14 protein-coding genes are annotated in these 21,830 nt (G+C 69.1%); 4 read left to right on the top strand and 10 right to left on the bottom strand.

Annotated elements, in window-relative coordinates:
- Nucleotides 1-20 precede the first annotated feature (20 nt).
- Complete coding sequence (locus tag IPG50_17740; protein ID MBK6694025.1) at nucleotides 21-2,738, bottom strand: Hsp70 family protein; 2,718 nt, start codon at nucleotides 2,736-2,738, stop codon at nucleotides 21-23.
- Between the two features lie 102 nt (nucleotides 2,739-2,840).
- Between IPG50_17740 and IPG50_17735 the strand changes: the two genes are divergently transcribed.
- Together IPG50_17735 and IPG50_17730 are read left to right on the top strand one after the other, a co-directional pair.
- Entirely contained in the window at nucleotides 2,841-3,779 is a 939-nt protein-coding gene (locus IPG50_17735) for a hypothetical protein (protein MBK6694024.1), read from the top strand.
- Nucleotides 3,780-4,136: 357 nt separating this feature from the next.
- Entirely contained in the window at nucleotides 4,137-5,207 is a 1,071-nt protein-coding gene (locus tag IPG50_17730; GenBank protein ID MBK6694023.1) for a response regulator, read from the top strand.
- Nucleotides 5,208-5,255: 48 nt separating this feature from the next.
- On the opposite strand, the gene IPG50_17725 is transcribed toward IPG50_17730, so the two are convergent.
- The 4 genes from IPG50_17725 to IPG50_17710 form a co-directional block, all read right to left on the bottom strand.
- A complete protein-coding gene (locus IPG50_17725; GenBank protein ID MBK6694022.1) occupies nucleotides 5,256-6,437 on the bottom strand; it encodes a hypothetical protein in 1,182 nt (393 codons plus the stop codon).
- A gap of 94 nt (nucleotides 6,438-6,531) precedes the next feature.
- Nucleotides 6,532-7,521, bottom strand: coding sequence for a hypothetical protein (locus tag IPG50_17720; protein ID MBK6694021.1), 990 nt, complete (start codon nucleotides 7,519-7,521; stop codon nucleotides 6,532-6,534).
- Nucleotides 7,522-7,636: 115 nt separating this feature from the next.
- Nucleotides 7,637-10,105 (bottom strand): protein kinase, encoded by a 2,469-nt coding sequence (locus tag IPG50_17715; GenBank protein MBK6694020.1) that lies wholly within the window; start codon nucleotides 10,103-10,105, stop codon nucleotides 7,637-7,639.
- A gap of 35 nt (nucleotides 10,106-10,140) precedes the next feature.
- Nucleotides 10,141-11,478 carry a sigma 54-dependent Fis family transcriptional regulator gene (locus IPG50_17710; protein MBK6694019.1) on the bottom strand — a complete coding sequence of 446 codons (1,338 nt, stop codon included), beginning with the start codon at nucleotides 11,476-11,478 and terminating at the stop codon, nucleotides 10,141-10,143.
- 389 nt (nucleotides 11,479-11,867) lie between these two features.
- Between IPG50_17710 and IPG50_17705 the strand changes: the two genes are divergently transcribed.
- Entirely contained in the window at nucleotides 11,868-12,449 is a 582-nt protein-coding gene (locus IPG50_17705; protein ID MBK6694018.1) for a prolipoprotein diacylglyceryl transferase, read from the top strand.
- A gap of 51 nt (nucleotides 12,450-12,500) precedes the next feature.
- Here IPG50_17705 and IPG50_17700 read toward each other — a convergent pair whose 3' ends face one another.
- On the bottom strand, nucleotides 12,501-13,280 hold the full coding sequence (locus tag IPG50_17700) for a CPBP family intramembrane metalloprotease (GenBank protein ID MBK6694017.1): 780 nt from the start codon (nucleotides 13,278-13,280) through the stop codon (nucleotides 12,501-12,503).
- Nucleotides 13,281-13,362: 82 nt separating this feature from the next.
- Nucleotides 13,363-14,214 (bottom strand): hypothetical protein, encoded by an 852-nt coding sequence (locus IPG50_17695; protein MBK6694016.1) that lies wholly within the window; start codon nucleotides 14,212-14,214, stop codon nucleotides 13,363-13,365.
- A gap of 365 nt (nucleotides 14,215-14,579) precedes the next feature.
- Here IPG50_17695 and IPG50_17690 point away from each other — a divergent pair, with 365 nt between their 5' ends.
- Entirely contained in the window at nucleotides 14,580-15,092 is a 513-nt protein-coding gene (locus IPG50_17690) for a hypothetical protein (GenBank protein MBK6694015.1), read from the top strand.
- Between the two features lie 871 nt (nucleotides 15,093-15,963).
- Here IPG50_17690 and IPG50_17685 read toward each other — a convergent pair.
- The 3 genes from IPG50_17685 to IPG50_17675 form a co-directional block, all read right to left on the bottom strand.
- Nucleotides 15,964-17,205 carry a hypothetical protein gene (locus IPG50_17685; protein MBK6694014.1) on the bottom strand — a complete coding sequence of 414 codons (1,242 nt, stop codon included), beginning with the start codon at nucleotides 17,203-17,205 and terminating at the stop codon, nucleotides 15,964-15,966.
- Nucleotides 17,206-17,337: 132 nt separating this feature from the next.
- The gene (locus tag IPG50_17680; GenBank protein MBK6694013.1) at nucleotides 17,338-17,979 is read right to left on the bottom strand and encodes a Uma2 family endonuclease; all 642 of its coding nucleotides are present in this window, start codon (nucleotides 17,977-17,979) and stop codon (nucleotides 17,338-17,340) included.
- A 255-nt stretch (nucleotides 17,980-18,234) separates the two neighbouring features.
- On the bottom strand, nucleotides 18,235-21,408 hold the full coding sequence (locus IPG50_17675) for a hypothetical protein (GenBank protein MBK6694012.1): 3,174 nt from the start codon (nucleotides 21,406-21,408) through the stop codon (nucleotides 18,235-18,237).
- Between the last annotated feature and the right edge of the window lie 422 nt (nucleotides 21,409-21,830).

Genomic DNA, 21,830 nt, shown 5'->3' with positions numbered 1-21,830 from the left:
TGATGCGCTTGGAGTCGCCGTCAGCTCGTCGCCTCCTCGGCAGGTAGCAGAAGTCCCGGCGGCAGCGCCTCGCCGAAGCGCTGCCCTTGTTCGCCTTGCGAGAGCGGTACGTGAGCCTTGAGCGGCACGACGCTCTCTTTGGCGACGCCGGCAGCCAAGAGCTGCTTTGCAAGGCGGCGTCGCGTCTTCTCGGGCAGATCGCGTGAAGCGACGCCAGTCATGCGGCCGAGCTTCACGAGCGACGAAGCCGCGGCGGGATGCGCGGCATCGAGCGTCGGCAAGCGCGCGAGCCAGCCGTCGACGATGGCCGGAGGTACGACGAGGGTCGTGGGACCGTACGCCGGAACGCGCGCGGCGAGACGCGCGAGGTCCGCGAGGACGCGCGGACTGGGCGGTGTGCGGGTGGTCTCCGCGCTCGTCACGAGCACCTCGCCGAGCGCGGCCTTCGAGGAAGCGTCGATGCGCTCGAGGCCCGTCAAGAGCTCGCGCAGCTCACTCTCGGAAGCGGCGTGCGACTTGTTGCCGAGGAGCGGCCGGAGCTCCCGGAAGAGGCCGTTCTGTTCGGTAGCGCCGAGGCCCGGCGCGACCCGCCGGCACGCGACGAAGAACGCCTGCCCCACGGGGCCGCGCTCGCCGAACTTCGCGCCCTGGAGGAGCAGCGGGTAGAGCTCGCGCTGGCGGACATCGTCGCCGGGCGCGCCGAAGCCAGGACGAAGGCACAGGCCGGCGAGCGCCCAGAACGCGCGCTCGTGTTCGGCGGACCAGCGCCTCGCGCCGCGGCGTTCGAGGAGAACATCGAAGAGACCTCGTGCGTCTTGGACGCCCCACGCGAGTCGGTCGCCGAGGGCCCCTTCGAGGTCCCGCACGAGGCGTTGAACGAGAGGCCCCTCCTTGCTCGCGAAGGAAAACGCCGCGTCGATGAGCGCCTCGGCCTGCTTCAGCCGCGGCGACGTGGTCCGCGGCGGCGTGGCCTCGATGCGCGCGTCGCCTCTCGCTTCGCCGCGCTTCATCGCGTCGCTTGCTTCGCGCGCCGCGCGCACCTGAAAGGCGAGCGCGAAGGAACGCTCGCGGCCGCCGCGCTCGCGCAGCGACAGGTCGAGGGTCCCCACCGGCGTGAGCTCGCCGGAGAGCGTCACCTCCACGAGGCCCGACGCTCCCGCCGTCGACATCAAGAGCGGACGAAGCTGCGCGTAGGCCTTGTCGGCGGGGTCAACCACGTGCCCAACGGGGTGCACCACACCGGTCTTGGCGCGGTACAGCTCGAAGCGAGCAAGCTCGCCGGTGCGAAGCCTGAGCACCGGCGTCGCGACCTCGGTGCGGACGCCTTCGGCGGTGCCGCGCGGCACGACGCAGACGGCACGTCGCGCCCCCGCGCTGTCGCTGACCCCGACGTAGTAGCTGCGGGTTGCACCGGCCTCGATGCGGGCGCTGTCGCCAGGCCGAGCTCCGTGCTGAAGTCGGACGACGCCGTAGCGTGCGGCGCCGCGGGCCACGGCCAGGTCGGGGCTCGACTCTTCGAGGCGAACGAGCCTTTGGCCCGTCCAGGCTCGGATCGCGGAGGTGAGCGTCTGCCTCATGAGCTCGGAGCGGAAGACGCCGCCATTCAGAAGCAAGAAGTCCGGCGCGCGCCCTCCGCCGTAGCGATCGAGAAAACGGGCGACGTGACGCGTGACGGCGGCGTCGCGCGCGTAGGGCAAACCCGCGGCGACCAGCGCCGGTCGTCGCGCCGCTGGCGGACGGCCGGCCTCGACCGACGGGAAGAAGCCATCGAGGAGCGTCTTGCGCACCTCGGCGCGTGTGAGCCTCGCCGTCGCCGCGCCGCCCACGAGTCGCGCGCCCTTCTTCGCGATGGCGACGGGATACGAAGTCGGCGCGCCCTCCGAGAGCAAGGCCTCCTTGGCCGCACGGCACTGCTGGAGCAACTGGCCCGTACGAAACGCGTCGAGCTCGTCGCCGTCGTCGATGCGCGTGCGCGCGAGCGCCACGAGCGCGAGGTCCATGTTGTCGCCGCCGAGCAGCAGGTGCTCGCCCGTGGCCACGCGTTTGCAACGGACGTCCGCGCCGTCGCGCTCCACGGAAATGAGCGAGAGGTCCGTCGTGCCGCCGCCCACGTCGACGACGAGCACGAGGGCGTCGCGCTTCCTTCCAAGCATCGCTTGAAGGGCTCCCTCCTTCGCCATGAAGTCGTAGAACGCGGCCTGCGGCTCCTCGAGCAGCGAGGCTTGAAGCCCGGCTCGCGTCGCGGCCTCCAGCGTGGCGGCGCGGGCGCTCTCGTCAAAGGACGCCGGCAAGGTCAACACCACCGACGCGTCGCGCAAGCGGAGGCGCGTCGTGTGCTCGAAGGCGCGCGCGAGGTGCGAGAGAACGCGCGCGCTCGCCTCGATGGGCGAGAGGCGCGGCGCCCCAGCGGCTGCACCCAAGGGCAACGTCGGGAGGTCGGGCTCGTTTCCTGGATGAGAGAGCCAGCTCTTGGCGCTCGTCACTGTGCGACCAAGCACTTCGGCGCCGCGGTCGCGGGCGAGCTCGCCGGTCAACCACGGTCGATCGCAGAAGGGCTCGTCGAAGGTCTCCTCGGCGAGCGGCGCGTAGAGCACCGACGGCAACGTGGAGCGCTCGGCCCGCCCGTCGCGCGTCGCCTGGAGGATGGGCAGAACGGCGATGTCTCGCCCCTCGGCCGTCCAGGCGAGGCACGAGTTGGTGGTTCCGAGGTCGATGCCGACGACAAGCCGCGCTGCCATGTTCGCGTCATCGCTTGTCGCACAATGGCGGACCGAAACGAAGGGAGCCGGCAGGTTTCTGTAACCTTCCGGTCTGGCGGTGACACTGGCTGGCTTATGGCGATGGCTCGTGTTTCGGCGCTCACGTTTGCTTTGGGTACGCTCCTTGTCTCCGCACACTGTGGTTCGAACGGCGAGACTCCGCCGATCGTCGAGACCGACGCCGGCGATGGAGGTGCGGCTGGCGAAGACGCGACCGTCGCCGTCACCAGCGACGCCGGCTCCACCGCCACCTGCGGCTCCATCGGCGCCGCTTGCACCGGACCCACCGAGTGCTGCGTCAACGCGTGCAACAACTCCGCGTGCGGAGGCCCCGCGACCGGCGACGCCGGAACCGTGAAGATCTGCAACGGCGCCGGCGGCATCTGCGCCCGCGGCTTCGACTGCTGCTCGGGCACGTGCAACGGCGGCAAGTGCGTCGGCAACACACTGGGGGGAGCCGCCGACGGAGGGCTCGGCGGCACCGACGGCGGGACGCTCGTCTGCAACGACGTGGCGGCGACCTGCAAGGTCTCCGGCGACTGCTGCTCGGGCCGCTGCGAGCCAGTGACGGGACAAGCCGGCGTCATCAAGTGCCGCGACGCGTGCAGGGCCAACGGGCAAGCGTGCGTGACGGCGCAGGATTGTTGCTCGCTCGGCTGCTTCAACAACCAGTGCGGCGCGAACCTTTGCACGAAGATCGGCGACGCGTGCGCGAACAACCAACAGTGTTGCTCGGGCGTGTGCGATCAAGACACCGACAAGTGCGTCGTCGACGTCGCCAACTCAACCTGTCGCCCGACCGGTGAGAGCTGCGGCTCAGGCCCGCAATCAGGCTGCTGCGGCCGCACCGACAGCAACGACCTCTGCGTGGACGGCCGTTGCGCCAGCCTCCGGCGGCGTGCAAGGGTCTCAAGGCCACGTGCACCACCGACGCCGAGTGTTGCGGCAAGCACTGCGATCCCTCGTCGAAGACGTGCGCGACGGCGTGCAAGCCAGCCGGCGGTGCTGGCTCGTGCGTGACGGGCGCGGACTGCTGCGCCGCGAGTTGCACGAACGGATCCTGCGACGCGCCGGTTCCGCCGCCGCCGGGTGGTGGGGGGACACCGAGCGGCGACGGAGCGACCGGCTCGCCGCCGGGCACTCCGCTCTGCAAGACCACCGGCACGGGGTGCGCGGCCAGCGCCGAGTGCTGTTCGTCGCTGTGTCTCGCGGGGTTCTGCGACACGCCGGTCAAGTGACCTGCGCTCCCGTGCCGGTGGCGAGTGTGGAAGCACGCAAGCGCTTCCATGACGCGCAGCGTTTGCGGCCGCTGGTTTGGAGCCTCAACGGCATTTGCCCCTGCATGGCGGTGGCGGGGTTCTTGCAGCCGCCGGCCCCATGTCGCAGGGCGCCGAGGCAGCGGGCTTCACGAACGATGCGCTTCGCCCCGTCGTGCTGCTCGTTGAAGACGAACCGACGCTCCGCCGTGCCTTGCGCAAGACGCTGGAGCCCGGCTACCGCTGCGTCGAGGCGGGCTCTGTCGCTGAGGCGACGGTGGCAGTCGCACGCGAGAGCGTCGCTGTCATCGTCCTGGACGTAAACCTGCCCGACGGCAGCGGCATCGATTGGCTCGCCAGCCGCTCAGGCGCGTCCGAGGAGGTCGTCGTCGTATCAGGAGACGATTCGTCACACCTCGTCGAGTTGGCGCTTGCGTATGGTGCGTTCAGTCAGCTCACCAAGCCGTGCCGCCCGGCGGATCTACGCTCCCAGATTCGCGCCGCCCTCGCGTCGCATGATCGCAAGGTCGAATCCAAGCGCGCCCTCACGCTGGCGCAGGACCACCTCACGGCCATGACGAGCGCGATGTGCGAGCGACTCGTCACGGCCACCTGGATGCGAGACGGCGAGACCGGGGCCCACGTCGATCGCATCGGCGACTACTCGCGCTTGCTCGCCGAGACGCTCGACCTCGGAGCGGCGCGCGCCGCGCAGATCGGCGAGGCGGCGCGGCTCCACGATCTGGGAAAGATCGGCGTGCCCGACCAAATCCTACGCAAGGCGGGGCCCTTGACCGATGAAGAGCGCCTCATCATCCAAAGGCACTCCATCATCGGCGCCACAATTTTGGGCGATTCACCGGTCCCCGAGGTGCACCTGGCGCACGTCATCGCGCGGTCCCACCACGAGCGTTGGGATGGTCGGGGGTACCCGGACCGGCTGCTCGGCCAGGAGTGCGCCCTCGAGGCGCGCATCGTCGCCATCGTCGACGTCTACGATGCGCTCAGCCACGCGCGCGTCTACAAGGAAGCCTGGGACGAGGCGCGCATCGTTGCCTATCTCGCAGACGAGCGCGGTCGCGCCTTCGAGCCGTCACTCGTCGAGGCCTTCCTGTCAGTCCTGCCCCACATGACCCGCATTCGCACCGAACACCGTGATCCGCCGGTGTCCGCACCAGGCTCTTCGCCTTAGGCTTGGCCTACCAACCTACCAACCGCGGCGTCCGGGGGGCGCGCGCGCTCACCGAATGCCGCCGTCGGTCGCGGCGCAGCGCCGCGTCTCGGGCCACGCGCAGTCGTCGCACCACTCGGTTCCCGCGTCGTCGGGGCACGCCGGTTTCGCACCGACAAACGTCTGGCCAAGCTTGAGCTCCGAGCTCTCCGTCAAGGCCAGCCGCGCCTCGGTGGCGAGGAAGGCCAGCGAAAAGGACAACGTGTCGCAATCGACGTTCGGGTTGACGGGCCCTGTTGGGAGGTCGAGGTAGCCGCAGACGACGTCGCGGAGGATCGCGTAGGGACCTGCGTTCGGCTTGTCGCAGAGCTGCGCGGCGCCGGAGACGAAGCGGCCGATGCTGTTCAAGAACACTCGACTCGGCAGCCGCATGCCCATGCGCCCGTGGGTTAGCCGATAGCGGCCGCCATCGCGCTCGATCCGAGCCAGAAAGACCCCGTCGTCGAAGGTCGTCGGCTCGCCGAAGAGAGAGGGCGTGACGCCGCTCCCCGTCGACGGAATCGCGAGGAGTCCCTGGCGCACGTAGCCGGTCGCCGTTTGACGCGGAAACACAAAGCGTCCTTCCGAGCGCACCGACCGTTCGTCGACGACCCACGCGGTGTCCGGTTGGGTGCCGTCCCAAACGAGGGGCAGCGCCACGACCTCCTTCAGGCCGTTCGGCTTCGCGGTGATGCCGTCCATGCCCGACGACAGGTAGAAGTTCGCCGTGACCTGATCGTCTTCCTCCTGGCCGTTGTAGTCGGTCAACTCGACCAACAGATTGAGCAGGCCGCGCCGTACGTAGTCGTTGATCGTGACGGCCTTTAGCTGGGGCGCGGCGCCAGGAACTTGTGCGACCTTGTTGAAGAGGGTGAGGCCCGCGTTGTCGACGCCGCCGGGCGCGTCGCACTTTGCGCTGTTGTGCACGCCGGTCGATGGCAACGCGCGGCACGCGGGGTTGTCGCAGACGCCGGGTGGCCCCGTGTCGATACCGTCGATGTCGAAACCCGGCTCGTCGCAGAGCAACGGATCGCCGTCGGCTTTGAGCGCGAAGGTGTAAGCCGCAAACAGGATCGGCGGCACATTCGCCGTCGCGGCGAGGGCGCCGCCGTCGCGACGCGCCGGGAGCGCCGCGCAAGGATCGGGCGGCGCAGTGCTCGGCCCGACGGCAGCGTCGGCGGCGGCGACGGGATTTATGGTTTTGAAGTTCACGAGGCACGCCGCGACGCCGAGAGCACCTGTGGCCAGCGCCGCCGTCGTGACGACGACAGCTCGCGCAGCGCGCCACCGGCCGACCGCGCGATCGCTAGAACGCTCCAAAAGCGGCGACCCCCACGCCTTGGGCGGCCAATCGCACGCCGACGTTCCGCTCCTTCTTGTTGCCCACGAGGATCACCGCCGCGGCCGTCGTGGCGATGACGCCGACGCCAATGGCGACCGTCGAGATGACGCCCTGTGTCTTCAAGTCCTCGAGCTTCGCGCTCCGCCGATCGTCGGGCAGGCCGTTGGCCGCGCTGCAGGTGTCTTGCGCCAGGCCTCCGCAGCGAACGGCGAGCGAGACGCCGAGGCCGACACCGCCAGCGAGGGCCAGGGCACCCACGGCGCCGAGGACGAGCGGGAAGGGGGACGTCCGGGGCGGGTCGGGCGCCGTGACCTGGATGGCCGCGCGCCCGCGAACGCGTTCAACGTCGAAGACAAAACGTGAGAGCGCTTGCCCGGGCACCTGCACGATGAGCGTGTGCGAGCCGCCGTCGATGGGCGTCTCCGTGGCGAAGGCTCCCGGCGCGAGCGGCGCTCCGTCGAGCTCGAGGCGCGCGCCTTGAATGCGGCCATCGACGACGATGCGAAGCGTCGGGATGCGCGGCTCGATGGCGCGGAGGTGCGCTTCGGCGAGCTCCACGCGATCGGGGCGACTCCCGGCGGAGCGTGCGACCACGTCGCGAAAGAGCTCGGCGGCGGTGGCGTACTCCGCGAGGTTTTCCTTGCATAGTGCAAGGTTGAGGGTCGGGCCCACGGCCCGCGGCTCGAGCTTTCGGCTGGCGGCGAAGCGCAGGCACGCGCTCACGCTGTCGCCGCGAGCGGCGAGGTCTCGGCCTTCCGCGAAGAGTCTTTCTGCGAGCTCGGCGTTCTCGTCGCGCGGCGGCGCTGCGGAAGAAGGTGCGGCAGTTGCGGCCGGTGCAGCGGCCGGCTCGGTGGGCTCCTGCGCGGCGGCGCGGGTGGCGTCGGCGATGGTGAACGCGAGCGCGAAGCCGAAGCCGAACCCTCGCAGGGCCACCGTTCGAGCTCGCGCTGCCATCGGGGGCCGATGCTAGCAGGCCAAGGCGCCGCGCTTCACGTTTGGCGGACGAGAAAGGACCGCGTATCGGCAGGGCGACAGTCGGCCTCGGCGGCGGCGGCGGCGGGCGAATCGGTCAGCGAAAGTCGGCCGCCGGATCGCTGCGCGGCGTCGGCGCGCTGGGCACGCTCGGCGGTGGCGTTGCGGGCCGGGGCGGCTCTTTGGGCTCCGTCTCCGTCGAACCGGCCGCGGGCGGCGTGACGCCAGCCTTCGGCGGCCGCGGCTTCTGGCCTTGCGGGAGCGCTTGCGGTGAAGCGACCGGCGCCGAGTGCGCGGCCGCGGGCCCCGCCCCGGTGGAGCCCGCGACTCCGATCGAGCCGGCTTGTCCCGGCGGTGCGCTTGGTCGTGGGCCCGGCGTTTCGCCTCCCGATGGAGCCAATGCCTCCGCGTCACGCGCGGCTTCGCGCGCGACCGGCGTTTCGGTCGCCGCGTCGCCGAACATCAGGCGCTTCGGCGGGTCGTTGCTCGTCGCGGCGCCGCTCTTGGGTCCGAGCGTCATCGCCGTCACCACACCGGCCGCGGCGACGAGGGCGAGGGCCACCAAGGCCATCGCGCGCCGGCTGCGCGCTCGATCGGACTTCGCTGAAGGCCCGTCGCGAAAGATCGTCGGCGCGGCGTTCGCGGCGGGCGCCAGCGACATGCGCTTGATGCGGCCCGTCGACACCTGGCCCGCGGGAGCGAACGGCTCGAGCGCCGCCGCAAGCTCGGCCACGTTGGCAAAGCGCGCGTCGACGTCCTTCTTGAGGCACCGCGCGACGACGGCCACGAGTCCGCTCGGGACGTCGGGCCGCAAGTCGCGGATCGGCGTCGGATCCTCGGCGTAGATGCGCGCGAGGACGGCCATGGAGTTTTCGTCGAAGAACGGATGCTTCCCCGTCAATAGCTCGTACAGCACGACGCCGAGCGCCCAGATGTCGGCGCGCGCGTCGACGTCTTTGGGCCTTCGGATCTGCTCCGGGGACATGTACGCCGGCGAGCCGAGCACGTCGCGTGTGGCCGTCAGCGAGATGTGATCTTCGCCGCCCTCGGGCTGCGTCTTGGCGATGCCGAAGTCGAGTACCTTGACGAGCGGCGAGCCGTCGGGGTGGCGGCCGAGGAAGAGGTTCGCGGGCTTCAAGTCGCGGTGCACGATGCCGAGCGAGTGGGCCTCGGCGAGCGCTTCGCATGCGTGCAGCACATAGAGCACCGCTTCGTCGATGGCGAGCGGGCCCCACGCCGCGAGCACCGAGCGGAGGTCGCCGCCTTCAAGGCGCTCCATGACGAGGTACGGCACGCCGCGCTCGCGGCCGACGTCGATGACACGGACGACGTGTTCGCCCTTCACCCGTGAGGCGGCGCGCGCTTCGCGCACGAAGCGCTCCGCCGTCGTGTCGTCGATGCCGCCTTTGATGACCTTGATGGCCACGAGCTCGCCGAGCTCGATGTGCTTCGCGCCGAGCACGACGCCCATGCCGCCGCGGCCGAGTACGCGCTCGACGCGGTACTTGCCTGCGACGAGGGCGCCTTCGAAGACGGGCCACGCCTCGACGTCGTTCTCCGCCGGCCCCGGATCTTGGCGCGCGGTTTCGCGGTCGCCGTCGGTGGCGTCGTGGACGTAGGCCTCGCAGGCCGTGACCTGCTCGCGGAGGCGATCGAGATCGTCGAAGGCGAGCTCTTCAAGGACCTTGATGACGTCGTCGGTCGCCGCCGGCGGGAGGGCCGCTTCGAGCGCCGCGGCCATGGCGTTCGCCGACGGGAACCGCTGCGAGGGCTCGTTCTTGAGCGCGCGGAGGAGGACCTCGTCGAGGGTCGCCGACAGGCCCTCGCGGAGTTGGCTCGGGGGCGTCACCGCGCCTTCGCTCGAAAGGAGCGCCGCCGTCGCGTTCGCGTCTTCGCGGAGCCGTTTGCCTGTGAGCGCCTCCCAACAAAGCGCGCCCGCCGAATAGATGTCCGTCAGCCGCGTCACCGGCGCTCCGCGCAGCTGCTCCGGGGACATGTACGCCAGCGTGCCGCGGACCTCTCCCGTGGCCGTCGCGCGCGCGTCGCCGAGCGCCTTCGCGATGCCGAAGTCGAGGACGCGCGCGAGGCCGTCGGCGCCGACCAAGACGTTGCCTGGCGCGACGTCGCGATGAACCAGCCCGAGCGGCTGCCGGTCTTCCCCCACGGCCTCGTGCGCCGTGTGGAGGCCCCGGAGGACGTTGCCGAAGATGGCGACGACGACAGAAGGCTCGAGGAGCTTGCTGCGCTCGATGGCCAGCTCCATGAGCCGCCCTAGCGTGACACCCTGCACGAGCTCCATGACCAGGCAGAGGGCGCCCGGCGTCGTGACGACGTCGAGGATGGGGACCACGTAAGGGCTGCGGACGCGCGATGCGAGGCGCGCCTCCGAGAGCAGCCGCGCCGCGGCCTCCTTGTCGTGGACGAGCGTCTTGTGGAGGCGCTTGAGCACCACGAGGCGCTGAAAGCCCGTGGTGCGGACGAGACGAGCCAGGTGCACCGAAGCGCTGCTGCCCTTGGCAAAGGCAGGGAAGGCGAGGAAGTCGCCGATGCGCTCCGCGACGAGCATGGAGCGTCATCATAGCGCCAGCGCGGCGCGAGCGGTTACGCGTCCTTGGCCTGGAGCCGATAGAAGTACCGTCGCGAGATGCCCGACGCCGCGGCGGCGCGCGAGACGTTGCCTTTGTGGAGCGCCAGCATGTGTTTGAGGTAGCGGCGCTCGAACTCGGCGTTCATGAGCTGCCGAGCCGGCGCGAAGGCGAGGCCCTTTTGGACGATGGCGTCGAGGATGTCCTTCGCGGACTCGGAGTCCGCGTCGGCGCCGTCGGACGCGTCGGGCGCAGCCGTGGCGCCGTCGGCGCGGCCGCCGGCCAGCTCCTCAGCGACGAGCGCTGCGAGCTGCCGCACGTTCCCGCGGAGCGAGTGTTGGTCGAGGCGCTGAAGAAAGTCTGGCGAGAGGGTGGACGCGCTGCCGCCGAAGCGAAGCCAAAAGAACTTCGCGAGCAAAGGAAGATCGCCTCGCCGCTTGCGGAGCGGGGGCACCTCGATGCGCCCCGCCGAGAGCGCCAAGAGCAGCTCTTCGCGAAAGGCGCGCTCTTGCACGGCACGGTCGAGGTCGCGGCGCGTGGTCGCGATCAAGCGGGCGTCGATGGGCTGGCTGGTGGTGCCGCCGATGCGCCGCACCGACTTCGTCTCGAGGGCGCGAAGGAGGCGGAGCTGCGTGGGCAGATCGAGGGCGGAAATCTCCGTGATGACGAGGGTGCCGCCGCGTGCGCGCTCCAAGAGGCCGGGCTCGGGGCCGCGATCGTCCGAGCCGAAGAGCTCACGCTCCAGGGCTGTGGCGGGCATCTCGCCGCGGTCGAAGACCAAGAGCGGCCCGCCGCGGCGGGCGCTGGCCTCGTGAATCGCCTCTGCCAAGAGCGCCTTGCCGGTCCCCGCTTCGCCCTCGAGCAGGAGCGGAACGTCGAGGGGCGCGAGGCGCTCGGCTTCGCTGTACATGCGGCGCATCGGCGGGCTTCCGCCGATGACGGCGCCGAAGTTCGCGGACGTCGACGCCGAGACGGGGCCCGCGGCGCCTTCGAGGGCGATCTGCATCAGCGTCGCGCCGAGGCGCACCGTCTCGGTCCCCGTGAGCGTCGCCTCGCGGACGCGGAGGTTGCCGACGAAGGTCCCGTTGCTCGAGCCCAGATCGGTGAGCACGACGCCGCCGCTCTCGTCGAGCTCGAGCGCCAAGTGACGGCGCGAGACCGTCGGGTCGGTGAGGCGAAGCTCGGCGAGCTCGCCCTTGCCGACGAGAACCCGTCGATGCGCGAGATCGGTGATGAGGCGGTCTTGGCCCTTGTCGGGGCCGCCGGTGATCACGATGCGGACGGATGGCGACAGCACGGCCGCGCTCGCGTCGGCTGAGCGCAACAGCGCGGTGGTTCCTTCGTCGAAGCCCATAAGCGCCAGTATCGCCCTTTTTGCCCTCGCTCGGGGGCGCGGCGTAACGCTCGAACGATGGCCCCGGTGGCGGGCCGCGCGGCCCGGCGCATGGCCGGCTGCGCGCGTGGATTTCGCTCGGCGTGTCGGGCTCTTGCGTCGGTGCTAGAAGCGGACGGCGCCCCGAGGCGCCAAACGCCGATGCACCCGATCCTCTGGACCTTCACCTTCGGTGAGCGCGCCTGGCCTCTCGGCTCCTACGGGGTCGCGTTGGTCTTGGCCGTCGCCTCCGCTGCGCTCTTGTTCATGAGGCTCGGTCGTGGCCTCGGCGTGGGCCCGGCGTCCAGCTTTGAAGGCGCTGTGGTGCAGATCGGTGGGGGCTCGTCGGCGCCAAGGCGCTTGGGGTCTTCGTGGCGCTCTTCGCCGGGCAGTCTCTCGGTTCGTGGCGCGCCGCCGGGGTCGTGCACGGCGGAATCTTTGGGGGCATCGCCGCGAGCGTCTGGCTCAGTCGCCGCATGGGCCTGGGCAACCTTCGCGTGCTCGATTGGTGCGGCGCGCCGGTCGCGCTCGGTCAGGGCGTGGGGCGCCTTGGCTGCTTTCTCGCGGGCTGTTGTTACGGGCGCCCCGACGACGGCCCTTGGTCGATCGTCTTCACGAGCGAGCGAGCCCACGCCATCGCGCACACGCCGCTCCACGTTCCGCTCTTTCCCGTGCAGCTCGTGGACGGAGCGGCGCACCTCCTGCTCGCGCTCGTCCTTGCGAGTCCGCCGCTCCGCGTAGGCCAGAAGCGGCCCGGCATCACGCTCTTCGCGTGGCTCTTCGCCGAGGGCGTGCTTCGCTTCGTCATCGAGTCGTTTCGTGGCGATCTCGAGCGCGGCACCTGGGGAGTCGGGAGCACGGGGCGCATCACAGCGACGCTCCTGATGGCCGTCGGCCTGCTAGGCCTCGCCGCTCTTGCGCGCGCCGCGCCGCGCGGTTCGTCGGGCGCGTGAGACGAATGGCTCGCAAGGAGGGGTCCTAGCGAGAAAGGCTGGCGAGGAAGGCTACCGAGGAAGCTGGCCCTTCTGGAGCAGCGCGAAGGCATCCATGCTCCAGGCGACGGCGCAGTGCACCATGACGCCGCCGTAAATGGAGCGCGTGCGAAGGGCGATGGTGCCCAGTACGAGGCCCGCGAAGACGGAGCCGACGCACTCGGCCGCGGGCTTGCCGAAGTGAATCATCGCGTACGGGACGACCATGATGGCGATGGCGAGCGAGCCCACGTACCGCGCGAGCGCGAAGAGCATGAAGCCGCGGAAGAAGAACTCGAGGAGAAAGAACTGGAGGCCGTAGGCCAGCTCCCACGTGAAAAAGAGCGTCCACGAGTGACCGGCGCCGGGGAACTTCGGGTAGGTGCGAAGGAACGCCGCGCTGTGCGAGGCTAGGTACGCCAGCGGCAAGGCGAGCATGACCATCGCAGCGTACAAGGCCCACACGCGGCGACTGTGTTTGAGCGAGAAACCGAAGTCGGCGACGCGCTCCTTGAGCACCAGCTTGATGCAGAGCACGGGCACCAGGAAGTAGTTCACGAGCTTGAAGAGCGCCCAATAGACGTGCGGGATGAGCTCACGCATCGGGCCCGCCTCGAGGGTGTCGATGGCGAGGCGCGCGCGCTCCCATTGGAGGACGCTCGTGGGCTTGCCCAGGTAGGTCGGCAAGATGAGGCCCACGGCGACGGTGAGGAGCACTGCCGCGGCCTTGCCGCTGGGCAGGCGCTCGGTGCGGTATTCGGTGTCGATCGACTCCCACTGGCGCCACACAAACGAGCGGAGCGCGGAGAGCATCGAGGCGTGATGCCAAAGATGGCGGGCGAAGACAATCGGAACCGCGGTGCGCCGCCGGAGCGAAGACGGGCGGCGGCGTCGCTCAGAAGGCCGCGACGAGGCCCTTCAGCGCCGTCGCGATCTCGTCGGTCGAGCGGAGCGCACCGGGGGACGCGAGCACCGAGACCTTCATGCTGTAGTTGCTGTGCCACCGAACATCGGCGCCCGCGTTGCGCCCTTGCACGTGCACCGAATACACGAGCGTCTCGAAGTCCGTGTACGTCGTCACGCGCTCGACCGTGTAGTCGACGCCCTTTTCGCGATCTTTCGCCGTGGCGCCAAGCGGCCCGCGCATGCCGTCGTGGACCGCCGACGCGAGCGCGATGGGATCGGAGAACGGATCGGTGGCGCGGGTCTTCGTCCGGAGCGTGAGCTTGTCGGCCTCCTCGCGGTGGCTGACGTAACGCTGGCCCGGGGGCTCGGGCGGCAGCGACTCGACGTCCTTGCCGGCGAAGAGTTGGTAGAGCTCGCGCTGGTGCTGCGTGAGCTTGGTCGGGTGGCTCGCGATCACGTCGTAGGTGAAGCGCTTGGACGAAGGACGAAAGCGAAAGTAGACGCTGACGTATTCGTAGCCCGGCTGGATCTGCTCCTCGCACGTGGTGACGACCTCGTCTTCCGAGGGCGTGGTGTGGATGTTGGTGAGCTGGGTGCACGCGAGATCGGCGGTCGCCGCGCCGCGGCTCGCGCTGACGCGGGCGACGCGCTTTTCGCCCGTCGCCTCGATGCGAAACTTGAACTCCGCGCTGACGCCGTTCTTGTCTGCGGGGCTTTGGAGCACGGTGTTCGAGCCCTGTTGCAGCGCTTGCTCGGTGTCGCTGGGCGCGCCCTCTTCGGGCGAGCTGCCGCCGCAAGCGACGAGGAGGATGAACGGGGCGAGGGCAGGGATGCGCGTCATGGTGGTGAACTACGCAACCGTCGTGCCGGCGGGACTGGCATGCCTGCAAGCCTTGGCGCCGCGGATTTCAGCGTACGTCGCGGCCGTTGCTGGATCTGACCAGACTCAAAGCCCCGGGAGTCGCGGTGTGCTTTGGGGAACACAGGGGGGCGGAGTGCCCGCGGAGTCCCCGCGCCCCGATCGGTCGAAGCCGCAAGGCTCCCGGCAGCCTCCGTCACCACGGGCGGTCAGAGGCGGTGCCCGTAGGCCAAAGGCCCGTCCTGGGTTCCTTTATCGTCCGGCCAAAGGCCTGCAAAAGCCCGTCCTGGGTTCCTTTATCGTCCCGACGACGCAACTTCTTTCGCATCGCTGCCGATGTGACGTTCATGACGCTTCCCCGTCAGGTCGTCGCCGGTCGCACGTACCTCACCAGTCGCCGCTGCACGCAGCGGCAGCACCTGCTTCGTCCCGATGCGCGCGTCGAGCAGATCTACCTCTACTGCCTCGCGGAGGCGTGCGAGCGCTACAAGATCACGCTGCATGGCTTCATCGCGATGAGCAACCACCAGCACCTGCTCGTTCGGGACAACCTCGGGAACTACCCCGAGTTCTTCGCCCACTTCCATAAGATGATCGCCAAGGCCCTCAACGCGCATTGGGGTCGCTGGGAAAACCTCTGGGCCACCGAGCAGCCCAACGCCGTTTACCTTGTCGAGGCCCAAGACCGCTTCGACAAGCTCATCTACGTTCTCTGCAACCCCGTCGCTGACAACCTCGTCGAGCGAGTCGCCGAGTGGCCCGGTGCGTCGTCGTTCGGCCAACATCTTCGCGGCACGACGAGGACCATCAAGCGCCCACGCGGCTTCTTCCGGAAGACGGCCCGATGCCGAAAGAGGTGACCCTTCGCATCGAGCCCATTGACGGCTTCGAGCACCTCGCGGCCAAGGAATGGGCCGACAAGATCGCCGCTGCGGTCCGTGCGGAAGAGGACGCGGCGAAAGCGCGGCGCGCGAAGACGGGGCGACGCGTGCTTGGACGCAAGGCCGTGCTCGGCACGGCGCCGACGAGCAGGCCGCGTACCGTCGAGCCTCGCCGCAAGCTCCGGCCCCATGTGGCCTGTCGCAACAAAAGAGCGGCGGCGCCAAGAGCTCTCGGCGCTCCGCGGCTTCCGGAAAGGCCTACCGCGACGCACGACTCCGATGGATCGCGGGTGAGAGCACCGTGTTCCCAGAGGGCACCTATCGCTTCGCTGCCTTGGGCGTGCGCTGCCAACCCGCCGCGCAAACGTAGACCTGCCTAACCGCGCCCCGCACGGCTCACGCCGATGTCCGAAAGCGCAGTGCGCCTCTCGCGAGCGCGCGCGATGGAACCACAATGGCTCGCCGTGACCGGCAGGGCACGCGCCCCGTGCCCACAGCGGTTGCGCGAGCGTCGACCAGCGTGTCCACGGGTTCTGCGGGGCTACTTGCGACGGGACCGCGGCTTGCGTCACCCCGCTTGTGCCGGTGGCGCCGCCGCCCACGGCAGTCAACCCGGGTCCGGTCAGTCGCGCGGAAATCAACCCAGGTGCGGTCAGTCAGTCGCAGTGCAGTGCCCGACGCCGGCGACACCGCCGATCGCTCAGTGCCCGCTCCCCTCTCGCCGGGAGCACCCCGTTCGTTCTCCTAGCCGACGGCCGACTCTTGAACGCCAACAGCAGCGCGTTCGTGCCGGGGCTTGAGTAGGGAAAGTAGGCGCCTTCACGCCGGCGCTGAGAGTCTCTCGCTCCCCTCACGGCACCGTGACGAGCTGCTCTTTGCTCTTCGCGCCTTCGGCCGTCGTGTAGCTCACAACGACGCGATACGTGCCCGCGGGGACATCGAGGCCGGTGCCCGTCGAGTACGTGGTGAGGAGGTTCGCAACGTTGCCGCAGTTCATGCTCCGATCCCAAAGCGTGACCGCTCGGAACGACCCGTTCTTCTCCTGACGGAAGACTTGGTAGGTGCCCTTGACGGTGCGCGTCGCGCCGGTCTCGGTCTCGACCTCGACGTCGTCGATGTCGAGCCGCTCGACGGGGACGGTGATCTTCTGGCCCGGCTGCGCGTCGACGGAAACGATGAGGTTGTTGACGACGACCTCGTAGTGGCGCGGCGCCTCGGCGCTTACGAACGGAAACACCTTGAACGTGGCGTCGGCCTGCGGGCCGCTCGCTTGGATGGGGAGCTTTCGCGCCGCTTCGACACCCTCGCCGCCGCCAGAACCTGGCGAGCCGTTGCCTTCGAAGGCCAGCGACCGCTGCACGAGGTACGCGTGGTTCATGGCGCAGTGCGGATAGTTCGCGTGGCTCGCGTCGGGGTTCTCGCGCGTGGGCCACTTGATCTCGAGGGTTGCGCGCGGATCGGTGGCGGGCGTCAGATCAAGGTCGGTGGTCGAGTTCGGCGCCAGCTTGACGACGCGCTCGCCGAGCACCTTCGGGCCGAGCGCGAACGTGTATTCGCCGTCGAGGAGCGAGACGAGGGCCGCGCCGGGGTGCCGGAGCAGCGCGCGCTCGCCCGTGCTGACCACCTGAAGGCCGCTCTGTTGCTTCTGCGACACAACGAGCTGGGCCTTGGGGCCGAAGTCGACGCGGAGCTTTCCGGAGTCTGACTGAACGTCGTAGCGAGCCTGCAGCGCCGCGAGCTTGAGCTCCGTCGTGGTGGCCTTCTTCACGTCCACGTTGCAGCGCTCCGACTCGGCCGTGAGGCCGCTCGTCGCGAAGCGAACGCAGCCGGTGGCGGGGTTCATGCGCGAAGGAACGCCCACGGCGAGTGACGTTCCAGCGAAGCTGCCGCGCTCGCCGCTGATCACGTTCGTCACGCCCGACGCGCGGCTCAGGAGCAAGACACCGAGCTTCTCGCCGTCCTTCGTCTTAACCTTCTTCGCGCCCTCGTCGACCCCGAGGTCGTCCGCGGTCGACTCGGAATCGGCGGCACACGCGCCGAGGAGCAAGGACGACACAACAAGGAGCGACGTGGAGATGAACGCATGACGCATCGTGGGGAACCTCTTGGCGAGGTGTTACGGACGCACCGACAATGTCTCCCTCGGCCCCACGTGGTTAGGCCGAATTTGTCCCGTGAGGGCGCGCGATAGCCGCGCCGGAGCGGCGTCGGCCGTCGCGTGCCCTCAGCCCCCGCGCCGGGAAAGCTCGGCCTCGAGCTCCCGCACGCGCGCGAGCGCGGCCTCCGTTCGCCGCTGCTCTTCAACACGTCGCTGCCGCTCTTCTGCAAGCTCCTCCGAGTCGAAGAGGACGAGCTCGCCTTCTCGCGCGAGCCGTAGCGCCGCGGGGCACGCCTCGGCCGGGGCAACGAGCCACTCGTAGGCGGCGCCGTCGAGGGCTCCGAGCGTCAAGCACGGCGTGCGCTCCGCGCCGACGACGCGCTCGACCAAGTCGCCTTCCATCAGATCCCAAACGCGGAGGCGTTCGCCTGGCTCTGCGTCGACGTTGAAGCACACGAGCTCACGCACGCCGAGCTCGTGGTAGCGCTCGAGCTTCTCCTCGAAGGCCCACCGCTCCGGCGTGTCCGATGGGCTCAAGATCTCCACGGCAAGCTCGGGGATCCCTTTCTCCCAAGTCTTCCACGAGTCGAATGTCTCGTGCGGGACACCAAGCTTCACAAAACCGTCGGGCGCAAGCTGCCTCCGATTCGTCCGGGCGTTCCAGTAAACGAACTGATCGGAGCCGCATGAGTGCTCGGGCGCGACCAGACGCTTCAAGAGCGCGAAAAGGAGAAAGCATAGTTCCAGGTGGCGTTGCGACTGGCCCAAGTGCTCCTCACACGGCTCGCTCGACGGAAAATCGAGCGGCCGCACGGGACGAACGTGCGCGAGCTTTTGCAGAGGGCCTTCGGCCATGCGTTTCACTATAGAGCCCTTGTGCCGTCCTTGCCCGTGCGGCCGCATCAAGCTCCGTGCAGCACACCCCGGGCCAAGACGTGCCCCACGAAACTGCACGAAGAGTGGCTCCGCGTGCCTGTCCGCGGACGATTTCCCCCGTCCATCGACGGGGATGCCAGCTCGCGCCTACTTCGCCTTCAACCACTCGCGCGCGGCCTGCGCTTGCCAGGCCCAGTTCTCGCCCAAGACGTGCTTCATTCCCGGCGTGAGCGCACGGTCGCGCGGTGCGTACCGGAGCACCGGATCTTTCGCGTTGCGATTGGGGTGCGTCAGCAGGTCATTGAAGAGGGCCCGCGACGCGTCGTCGAGGCCCAGTGCGATGAGGGCTTTGACGGCCCAAAAGAGCGCGTACTCGACCTCCGTCGATAGATCGCGTTGCTCTTTGGGAATCACCTCGAGCAGCGAGCGAACGCGGTCGACGATGGCGGGCCGGAGCGCGACGCGCTTCTTCGCAGCCGCGTAGTCGACGACGCGCGAGCGAAAGAGGCAGCGCTCGTCACCGAGCACGCGCGCGAGCGCCTCGTCGGAGGTGCCCTCGAGCGTGAAGAGGTCGATGGCGACCATGTTGGGCACCGGTTGATTGCGCGACGCGAGGATCGCACGCGCTTGACGACGGAACGCGAGATCCTCGCCCTTCGCGAAGGGCGCGGCATCGGTGATGGGAAGCTCGGGGACGAGCAGGACTGCGCGAAGCGCGAGCTCGGTGCGTTTGCGATCCCAGCTCGATGCGTTCGGGCTCGACTTGAGAATCTGCGTCACCGCCGGCTCCAGCGACGACGGCGTCTTGGACGTGAACGCGCGTACGGCGATGTCTCGCGCGATGTTGCTGTTGTCCCGGTATTCGTTCGCCTCTGGCAGGCGGGCGGCCCAGGCCTTCTTCTGCTTGGCCGGCGCTTCGGCGCCCAGGATGGCCGCCGTCCAGAGCATCTCGGTCACGCCCTCGTCGTGGTTCGTCTCCTTGTGGAGCCGCTTCGCAAGGTCGAGCAGCGTCTCGATCGCGCCCACCGTCCCAACGGTCCGAAGCGCTCGCGCCATGAACCGATTCATCTCGTGGGCCGTGGCGCCCCACTTCTTGAGCTTCCCGAGGACCGCGTCGCCCGCGCTCGGGTCGCCGATCTCGCCGAGCGCCCACAAGGCCGCCTTCGTCAAACCACCGGCGTCGCCGAAGTCGAGGTAGTAGGGGCCCTTCGTCGGCTTGGCGACGTCGAGGAGCTTCACGATCGTGTCGACGGAGCCCCGATCTTTCATCGCGCCAAGCGCCCACAAGACGGCTTGGCGCTTGCCCTCGTAGCGCTCCGCCTTGGCGAGCAGCGGCCGAAGCGCCACCGCGGCGCGCGGATCGACGGGCCGGAGCCGCGCGAGATCGCGCAGTAGGCGGAGCGAGCGGGGCCACGCGACGCGCTTGGCGTTGCCCATGACGCCATCGGTGAGCGCGTGCCCGACCCACAAGGGAACGAGCAGCGTGAGGGCCTTGTCAGTGACGCGCTCGAGGAACACCTCGATGACCTCTTCTTGCTCGTGGTCCAGGCTGAGGTTCTCGCGGTCGTTCCACGGCTCGGCGGCGAGCCAATCGAGGCGGCGCATGGCGTCTTCCATCCAAGGGAGCTGGCGCGCGAGCTTCCACAACGCTTCCTGTGCGCCGAGATCGCCAACGTGGGCCCACGCGAGCTCGATGAGGTCCTCGTTCCGCTTGGCCGCTTCCTCGATCTCCGAGGCGGCCGCCTTCTTCGCTTTGCTGTCCTTCTTCGCGTCCTTCCGCTTCTCCTTCGTGCGCTCCTCTTCGCGCGCAGGGTTCAGGTCGAGCGCGAGGAACTCTTTTCGAAGCTTGTGAACGTCCTTGATGGTGCCGAGCTTCTTTCGACCCGCGAGGAGCTCCTCGATGAGCCGGGCCGCATCACGAGTCAGCCGCGCGTCCTCTTTTTTGGCGAGCGGGAGCAGCCGGTCGAGCCAGCTTTGGTTGTCGAAGAAGAACGCAGCCCAGAGGCCCCATAGCGCTACCGGCGGAAGCGCGAACTTGGCCGCGACCTTCTTGTACGTCTCCTCCTTCAGCACGGGGTTGAAGCGCGCGTCGAAGTATTCGGGGATGTCCTCCATCGCGACCACGCCGTCTTGCCGGAGGAGGTAGATGATCCACCGGCTTCGCCAGATGCGCGCGGCAGACGTCGAGTCGCCCTTGTAGCCGAACTTCGCGCCGTCGAGCGACGACCGAAAGTGCCACGTCGGCGAGACGCGCTTGGCCAGGTACGCGGCCACGCGCTTCCACGCCGCGGCCGAGAGCTGTCGGTCGCGCTGCGACGTGCACGCGCTCGTGAAGAGCGCGAAGGAGTTCGCCGAGTCGGCGAAGGGCGAGAACTCAAACGTCTCGTGATCGAAGTGAACGATCTGATGCGCGCCCTTGGCCTTCGGGGTCGTCTCGATGAGGTAGTAGTCGCCGTTGCCCTGGTAGCCGATGAAGTGGAGCCCGCCGAAGGCCTCGAAGAGCCCCGTGCCGAGGTAGTTCTTCTGGTCGCGTGTGACGAGGAGCTCGAAGAGGTTCGTCTCCTTCGGCGGGTCGGGTAGCCCGCCGTCGTCGTACCGCCACTCGTGCAGCTCTCGCTTCGGCTTGTTGAACGCGTTCGTGAGCGTCACGAGCCCTTGCGGCGGCTTTGCGCCCCACACGGGCTTGAAGTCGTTCAGCTCGGTCGCCTTGCGCGGCTTCGCGCCGATGTAGTCGGCGAATCGCGTGGGCAGAAACTTCGAGAGGTCGGACGCGAAGTGGCGATCGTCGGGCCTCGGCCGCTTGGCGAGGGCGTCTTTGCGTTTGCCCCACAGCGGCTTCTTCGGATCTTCGACGCGGAGGAGCAGCCCGCCGTCGCCGCCGACGAAGGCGCCGCCATCAACAGCGCAGATCGACCAGAGGTGTTCATCGGTCCCGGTCTTCAGTACGCGGAAGTCGGAGCCTCCCTTGGTCATCACCGCGCTCCCGCCCGAGCCGACGATGAGGAGCTCGTCGCCGACGCGCGCGATGGCTTCCCAGCTCGCCTTCGCAGGCAGCGTCACCTTCTTCCATGTGCGCCCGCGGTCGAGCGACTTCGCGCACGCCCCAGCGTCGCCCACGAGCCAAAGCGTCCCATCGCGCTCCACGAGCCCGGTGAGGGCCTTGCTGAAGCCGGTCGCGACGGTGAGCGCGCGCTTGCCGTTCCAAATCGTGAGCTTTCCGTCTGCGCGCAGGAGGAAGTCTTCGCCGTCGCGGTCGCCGTCGCCGACGAGAGACACGACTCGAAAGACCTCGCAGGTGATCTTGAGGGCAGCGGCTTCCACCGTTTGCCGTCGCGCGAGGTTGCCACGAAGCCGTCATCGCCGCAGACGACGAGCTCTCCGCGCGCGTTGTGCGCGATCGCGTAGAGGCATCCGCGTGTCCCGGCGGTCGTTTGCTTCCAGGTCATCCCGTCGTCGTCCGAGACCGCGACGAGGCCGTATTCGCCGGCGATCCAGAGTCGACCGGCTCTATCGATGACGCCGCCACGCAGACCCGACGCTGTGGGCGTCGCGCACGGGTGAACGTTGCGCCCGTCTGCCGTCGCGAGGATCGTCGTCTCGCGGTTGGTCCCGCCGATGGCGAAGAGCAGCTCACCCGAGCGCGCGGTCGTCTGGCAAGTCAGGCACGCGAGGAATCCACGGTCGTCGTTGCGCTCCTGGGCGACGGTCACCTTGATCATCGCGCGATGCTACGCGCTCGGCGG

This window comes from Myxococcales bacterium (assembly GCA_016703425.1).
Taxonomy (GTDB): Bacteria; Myxococcota_A; Polyangia; order Polyangiales; family Polyangiaceae; genus JADJCA01.
This window is presented reverse-complemented; position numbering and strand designations above follow the sequence as displayed.